This is a genomic window from Burkholderia ambifaria AMMD (assembly GCF_000203915.1).
Classification (GTDB): Bacteria; Pseudomonadota; Gammaproteobacteria; order Burkholderiales; family Burkholderiaceae; genus Burkholderia; species Burkholderia ambifaria.
On sequence record NC_008391.1, the window covers coordinates 2,640,562 to 2,646,969 of the forward strand.

7 protein-coding genes are annotated in these 6,408 nt (G+C 69.6%); 3 read left to right on the plus strand and 4 right to left on the minus strand.

Annotated features, from left to right (window positions below):
* Window position 1: 1 nt before the first annotated feature.
* Window positions 2–697 (plus strand): RES family NAD+ phosphorylase, encoded by a 696-nt coding sequence (locus BAMB_RS27740; protein ID WP_011660474.1) that lies wholly within the window; start codon window positions 2–4, stop codon window positions 695–697.
* A gap of 57 nt (window positions 698–754) precedes the next feature.
* Here BAMB_RS27740 and BAMB_RS27745 read toward each other — a convergent pair whose 3' ends face one another.
* Window positions 755–1,480, minus strand: coding sequence for a metallophosphoesterase (locus tag BAMB_RS27745; protein ID WP_011660475.1), 726 nt, complete (start codon window positions 1,478–1,480; stop codon window positions 755–757).
* 134 nt (window positions 1,481–1,614) lie between these two features.
* On the opposite strand from BAMB_RS27745, the gene BAMB_RS27750 reads away from it, so the two are divergent.
* Window positions 1,615–2,268: a DUF1345 domain-containing protein gene (locus BAMB_RS27750; RefSeq protein ID WP_011660476.1), complete on the plus strand. Its 654-nt coding sequence runs from the start codon at window positions 1,615–1,617 to the stop codon at window positions 2,266–2,268.
* 6 nt (window positions 2,269–2,274) lie between these two features.
* Here BAMB_RS27750 and BAMB_RS27755 read toward each other — a convergent pair whose 3' ends face one another.
* Window positions 2,275–2,943 (minus strand): glutathione S-transferase, encoded by a 669-nt coding sequence (locus tag BAMB_RS27755; RefSeq protein WP_011660477.1) that lies wholly within the window; start codon window positions 2,941–2,943, stop codon window positions 2,275–2,277.
* A 122-nt stretch (window positions 2,944–3,065) separates the two neighbouring features.
* Window positions 3,066–3,776 carry a class I SAM-dependent methyltransferase gene (locus tag BAMB_RS27760; RefSeq protein WP_011660478.1) on the minus strand — a complete coding sequence of 237 codons (711 nt, stop codon included), beginning with the start codon at window positions 3,774–3,776 and terminating at the stop codon, window positions 3,066–3,068.
* 301 nt (window positions 3,777–4,077) lie between these two features.
* On the opposite strand from BAMB_RS27760, the gene BAMB_RS27765 reads away from it, so the two are divergent.
* Complete coding sequence (locus BAMB_RS27765) at window positions 4,078–5,721, plus strand: DUF3459 domain-containing protein (protein WP_011660479.1); 1,644 nt, start codon at window positions 4,078–4,080, stop codon at window positions 5,719–5,721.
* Window positions 5,722–5,780: 59 nt separating this feature from the next.
* On the opposite strand, the gene BAMB_RS27770 is transcribed toward BAMB_RS27765, so the two are convergent.
* Window positions 5,781–6,365: a thiamine phosphate synthase gene (locus BAMB_RS27770; protein ID WP_011660480.1), complete on the minus strand. Its 585-nt coding sequence runs from the start codon at window positions 6,363–6,365 to the stop codon at window positions 5,781–5,783.
* Between the last annotated feature and the right edge of the window lie 43 nt (window positions 6,366–6,408).

Below are 6,408 nucleotides of genomic sequence, written 5' to 3' on the forward strand. Positions count from 1 at the left end.
GATGCCGATCGAAGCGCAATCCTGGCCCACGACCGTCGTCGACTGGGCGCCTGCCTATCGCGTGATTCCCACCCGTTTCCCCGCCATCAACCTGTTCGATCGCGTCGCGTCCGCGGAGGATTTCGATGCGCTCTATGCGCTCGAATCGCTGACGAACGACCGCATCCGCAACGAAGTCGGCACGCTCGAGCTCGTGCCGCCGGCCGAGCGTCGCTACGGCCAGGGCTGGGGGCCGATCATGGCCGCGTTCACCCACCTGAATCCGCAGGGCAGCCGCTTTTCCGACGGCAGCTACGGCGTGTTCTACTGCGGGCGGTCGCGCGATACGGCGATCGCCGAAACGCGCTATCACAGCGGGCTGTTCATGTCCGCGACGAAGGAGCCGCCGATGCGCCAGCAGATGCGGCTCTACACGGTGTACGCGCACGGCGAAGTCGCCGACGTGCGCACATGGCCGCAGCGCAGCCCGGCGCTGCTCGATCCGCTCGACTACAGCGCGGGGCAGGCGCTCGGGCGCGCGGTGCGCCATGCGGGCGGCGCGGGCATCGTCTATCCGTCGGTGCGCGACGCAGGCGGCGAATGTCTCGCGGCGTTTCGCACGACGCTGCTGCGCGACTGTCATCACGCGGCGTATCTCGAATACAACTGGAACGGTTCCGCGATCGATGCGGTGTTCGAGTTGAACCAGGTGGGCTAGCGGGGGAGGCTCGCGCGGGCAAACGCGTGCGCGTGCTTCCGCCAAGCCGTTGCCGGCCTACGGCAGCGGCAACTCGCCCGCGTGACGGGCGCGCGCGTCGGCCTGGGTGAGCGACCACATGTCGCCCGTGCGCGGTTCGACGATCGTCAGGCGTCCGGACGGTGCGAAAGCGCCGGTATCGATGAACCATTGCGCGCCGATGCGCTGCGGCGCGCGCACGGGCGTATGACCGGTGCAGGTCAGCGACAGGCCGGCCTGCAGCGCCGGGTCGGCGAGCCCCTGGACCAGGTCGCGCCCCCACATCAGCCGCTCGCGCACGTCGTGCGAATAGCTGCCGGTGTCGAGTTCCGCGTCCGGACCGAAGAATTCCGCATGCAGCACGTTGAAGCGCGCGGCGCCGTCGCCGACCACGCGCACGAGCGGCAGCGCGTCGACGCGCGCCGCATGCGCATGCAGCCGTTCCGGCGGGAGATCGGCGCCCCAGTCGCCGCCGATCCCGCGCCATGCATCGGGCGGCAGCTTGCCGCGCGACACGAGGCTCAGCACTTCTTCGTGATTGCCGCGCACCACATGGCACCACGGGCGGTCGAGCAGCGTGAGCGTGGTTTCGGACGCGGGGCCGCGATCGACGAGATCGCCGACCGAGAACAGCCGGTCGCAAGCCGGATCGAAGCCGATGTCGTGCAGCAGCGCGCGCAGCACATCCACGCAGCCATGCAGATCGCCGACGACGAAGTCGCGGCCGGCCGCGTTCGCGGGATGGTGGCAGAGGGGGGGTGTCATCCCGATATCTTAGGCGCTCGCGGCCATCGCAACGACATGCCGGAATGGCGATAATCGGGGCGCTACCCGCCGGCGACGCGCAGCGGCCCTTCGCGCGCCGGCGGGACCTTTCCATCCGCTTTCGGAATCACACGATGACGCTTTATCCGCAGGTATTACGCAACCGGCCGCGCATGGTCGCCGCCTTCGTCGCGGGCGTGGCGTGCGCGGTGCTGCTGCCGCTCCAGTTGCGGCCGACCGCGCGCGTGCTGATCGGCTGGGATTGCACGGTCTGGCTGTATCTCGTGCTGATGTGGGTGCGCATGGTCACCGCGCATCATCACAAGGTGCGCGAAGTCGCGATCCGCGAGGACGAGAACGCGACGACCGTGCTGACCGTCATCTGCCTCGCGACGGTCGCGAGCGTCGCCGCGATCGCGATCGAGCTCGCGACCGCGAAGAGCGTCGGCTTTCGCGCGGGGCTCGGCCATTACGCGATCACGGCCGCGACGCTGTTCGGCGCGTGGTTCCTGATTCCGACGATCTTCACGCTGCACTACGCGCGGCTCTATTACGGCTCGCCGACCGGCGATCGCTGGCTGCGCTTTCCCGATCGCAACCCCGAGCCCGACTACTGGGATTTCCTGTATTTCTCGTTCACGATCGCGGTCGCGTCGCAGACGGCCGACGTGTCGCTCGCGAACCGCTCCGCGCGCCGCGCGGTGCTCGCGCAGTCGATCCTGTCGTTCTACTTCAACATGGCCGTGCTCGGGCTATCGATCAATGTCGCGGCGGGGTTGCTGAGCTGACGCGGGTTATTTCAGGAGTTCGTATGGACCGCCGCGCTCGAGCGCGCGGCGGTACGCGGGCCGCGCGTGGATCGTTTCGAGAAAGCGTGCGATCGCCGGATACCTGCCGCCGTCGCCGCGCGCCATCGCGGCTTCGAGCGGGAAGCTCATCTGGATGTCGGCCGCGCTGAAGCTGTCGCCGACGAACCAGCCCGTGCGCGTCAGCGCGCCGTCGATATGATCGAGATGCAGCGCGATCTGCGGATCGACGAAGCCCGCTTGAAGCGTCGCGGCGATCTTGCGCGCGATCGGCCGCGCGAAGAATGGCATCGGCGCATGCGCGATCCGCAACGCGACGAGCTTCAGCAGCAGCGGCGGCATTGCGGACCCTTCCGCGTAGTGCAGCCAGTACGTGTAGTCGTGCCGCTCGGGCGTGCCGCCGGGCGGCGCGAGGCGGCCGTTGCCGTGGCGTTCGACCAGGTACTCGATGATCGCGCCCGATTCGGCGATCGTGCGGCCATCGTCGGTGACGACGGGCGACTTGCCGAGCGGATGGATCGCGCGCAGCGCGGGCGGCGCGAGCATGGTTTTCGGATCGCGCGCGTAGCGCACGATCTCGTACGGCACATCCAGTTCTTCGAGCAGCCAGAGCACGCGCTGCGAACGCGAGTTGTTCAGGTGATGGACGGTCAGCATGTCGAGGCCGGAAGAGGGGCGGGAACGACATCATACCGAGCGCGGGTGACGCCCGGCACGTCGGTCTGCCGCGCGATGGTCCAGTGCGTCGAGCGGCGCGCGTCACCCGTCGTTGCGCCTCGTCAAGCGGCGCGGCGCAACGCGATCCACGCGCCCCAGAACAGGCTCGAGAAAAAGCGCAGCGGCGCATCGAAACCCGCATCGTCGAGCAGTTCGAACACGGCTTCCTCGGAAGCCGGCGGATCGGCGCCCTGCAGGATTTTCGCCAGCTGCGCACGCACCGCGTCGGGCGTCGCGCCCTTCATGCGCCAGCGTTGCTGCCATGCATCGAGCAGACGAGGGTGGTCCGCGTAGCGGCGATGGTTGCCCGCGATCACCAGTGGCGCGCCGGGCTTCAGGCGGCGCGCGATCGCGTCCAGCAGCGCGGCCTTCGCCGTGTCGCCGGGCACGTGATGCAGCACGCCGATCAGCGTCGCGCCGTCGAAGGCCGGCGCGTCGGGCAGCGCATCGATGCCGGCCTCGATGAAGTGCGTGCGGCCGGCGAAACCCGCCGCTTCGACGTTGGCGCGCGCGAGCGCGAGCATCGGCGCGGACGGATCGACGGCCGTGAACCGCCAGCCCGGTTCGAGCGCGGCGGGCACGCAGATTTCCTGCCCCGTGCCGCCTGCACCTACCACGAGGATCCGCGCATCGGCTGCGCGGATCGAGGATGCAAGCATGCACGCGGCGAGTTCGTGGCATGCGTCGTAGCCGGCGAGTGCGATGCGGGACTGTTCGGCGTATTCGTGCGCGCGTGCCGGATCGAACTTCGCGGCGCTGGCGGGGAGTGACATGGCGGATGCCTCGGGTTCTTGCGCGGACGGGGTGTCCACGCGCATCGCGCCGAGCGTAAGCGGCGGTCGGCGGCGCAACAAGGCGAGCGGCCATTCCGGTATGCGGACTACCCGACTCGGTGCGCGTCGCACGCAAACGTTGTCGGGGTCGATTCGCATTTAAAAATGTGAGGAATCAATACGTTTCAGAACTGAAACAGGTGCATACTTTTCTTCCCCCCTGCCTGGCCGTCGCATGCCGGGCCCGCTGCGGCGCGCCGTTCGCGCGGCCATGCTGCTCGGCACGCATGAGGAGCGCATGATGTCAGATTGTTCGCACGATCCGTATGCGCAGCACTACATTCACTGCCTGCCGTTCGGCGCGCAGCCCTGCGGCGCGCTCGGCAAGTCGCCGCGCACGCATTTCCGCGTGTGGGCGCCGGCCAGCATGCACGTTCAGCTCGAACTCGATACCGGTAATGGCACGACGCTCGTCCCGATGACGGCCGCCGGTCGGAACTGGTTCGAAGCGTTCGTCGAATGCGGTGCGGGCGCGCGTTACCGTTATCGGCTCGACGATGTCGTGTCGATTCCCGATCCCGCGTCGCGTTCGCAGCCCGACGGGCTCAACGGCCCGAGCGAGGTCATCGATCCGCGCGCGTTCACTTGGCGCAACACGTTCTGGCGCGGACGTCCGTGGGAAGACATCGCGCTGTACGCGATCCGTCCGCACGCGGTGGGCGGCTTCGACGGCGTGCGCCGCCGGCTGCCGCAGCTCGCGCGTCTCGGCGTGACCGCGCTGGAGTTGCTCGCGTCACCGCACGACAGCCTGCCGTTCGCCCCGCTCGCGGTCGAGGGCGGCCCCGATGCATTGAAGGCGCTGATCGACGACGCGCACGGCTACGGTCTCGCGGTGCTGCTGGAGCTCGATTACGCGCGCTTCGGCAGCGGCACCGACGCACTGCGCCATTACGCGGTGCCGTTCTTCCATACGCGCGACGATCCGCTGCAGGCGCCGCCGCTCGCGCTCGATCATCCGGAAGTCTGCGACTTCTTCTGCGACAACGCGATGTACTGGATCGACGAATACCGTTGCGACGGGCTGCGGCTGCGCGAGGCCGACCGGATCGGCACGTCGTGGCTGCGCGAGATCGCCGACCGCGTGCGCGCGGCCGTGCCGGCCGACCGGCTGATCCACCTCGTGCTCGGCAGCGAGCGTCATCCGGTGCATCTGGCCGATACCCATTTCGATGCCCAGTGGAACGGTTGCGGCGAACGCGCGCTGCATCGGTTGACGGACCGCGGCACGACCGCGCACGAAGGGATTTCGGCACACCAGTCGATCCATACGCTGGCCCGTGCATTGACCGCGGCCGGCGCGGCGTTCCAGCCGGCCGCCACTGCCGACGGCCCCTGCGCCGAAGGGCTGGCGTTGACCTCGCTGGTGCTGTCCGACGGCGTATGGCGCGAGAGCGAGCATGGCGAGCTCGAGACGCCGGGGCTCGCCGCGCTCGCGCTGTCGCTGCTGACGCCGCAGATCCCGCTGATCTTCGACGAAACCGCGCGCGATGCCGATCGGGCGCATTTCGTGCAGTCGGCGCTTGCCGTGCGCGCGAAGCTGATCGCCCCGCGGCTGGCCGATTGCCGGCCGCGGGACGCGCATACGTTGAAGGCGGGTGGTGATGGCGATGCCGATGCGCTGGTGGCGTCGTGGCAGCTCGCCGACGACGAGACGCTCACCATCGCACTGAACCTGTCACCCGACGCGCTGCCGTTCGATGCGCCAAGAGGGCAGATCGTGTTCGAGACGCCGGCGCGCGCACGCGACCGGATCGACGAGGGCGATTTGCCGCCGTATTCGCTCGTTGCGTGGCTGACGGGGGACGTCAACCACTACGCGCTCACGCACGACGTGCGCCGGCTCGACGACAGCACATGGCGCGGCATGCGCGCCGATCTGAACTGAACGCTCAAGGCGCTTAACGCGCGGAAGGCCGGGCGCTGGCGCGCCCGGCCGCACTCCACTCACCAGAAGCTTCGAATGCCCGCGACGCCATACGCGCCGTGGCGGCGCGCGTCGTCGAGATGCGCGCGCGTCATGCCGCCGAGCGCGTAGACAGGCATCACCGCCTGCGCGGCCAATGCCGCGAAGCGCGTCCAGCCGAGCGTCGGCGCGCCGGGATGGCTGAGCGTCGGCAACACGGGCGACAGCGTGACGAAATCCACGCCTGCGCGCGCGGCCAGCACGAGATCGTCGGCCGCATGGCAGGCGGCCGACACGCGGCGCGCGGGTGGCAGCGGCCGCTGCGCGACGGCGCGCAGCGCGGCGCTGTCGAGGTGCCAGCCCGCGCCGTCGAGCTGCATCACGCCGGCCGCATCGATCGGCCCGTTGAGCATCAGTTGCGCGCCGGCCGCGGTGCAGCGCGCGAGCGCCTCGGCGGCCAGCCGCGCGAACGCGGGCGCGTCGAACGACTTCACGCGTAACTGCACGAGCGTCTCGCCGCGCGCGAGCACGGCGGACAGTCGCTCGAGGAACGCTTGGCAATCGGCGGCCGACGCGGACGCCGGCTCCGGCGTGATCACGCAGCAGCGCGGCAGCGTCGCACTCATCGCATGCGGCGAGGGCGGCGAGGGCGGGAAGGGCGGGAAGGGC

What these genes read in the sequence shown, in the direction of transcription:
- BAMB_RS27755 (WP_011660477.1), bottom strand. Translation starts at nt 2,943, where the DNA reads ATGCTGACCGTCCATCACCTGAACAACTCGCGTTCGCAGCGCGTGCTC.
- BAMB_RS27750 (WP_011660476.1), top strand. Translation starts at nt 1,615, where the DNA reads ATGACGCTTTATCCGCAGGTATTACGCAACCGGCCGCGCATGGTCGCC.
- BAMB_RS27740 (WP_011660474.1), top strand. Translation starts at nt 2, where the DNA reads ATGCCGATCGAAGCGCAATCCTGGCCCACGACCGTCGTCGACTGGGCG.
- BAMB_RS27760 (WP_011660478.1), bottom strand. Translation starts at nt 3,776, where the DNA reads ATGTCACTCCCCGCCAGCGCCGCGAAGTTCGATCCGGCACGCGCGCAC.
- BAMB_RS27765 (WP_011660479.1), top strand. Translation starts at nt 4,078, where the DNA reads ATGTCAGATTGTTCGCACGATCCGTATGCGCAGCACTACATTCACTGC.
- BAMB_RS27745 (WP_011660475.1), bottom strand. Translation starts at nt 1,480, where the DNA reads ATGACACCCCCCCTCTGCCACCATCCCGCGAACGCGGCCGGCCGCGAC.
- BAMB_RS27770 (WP_011660480.1), bottom strand. Translation starts at nt 6,365, where the DNA reads ATGAGTGCGACGCTGCCGCGCTGCTGCGTGATCACGCCGGAGCCGGCG.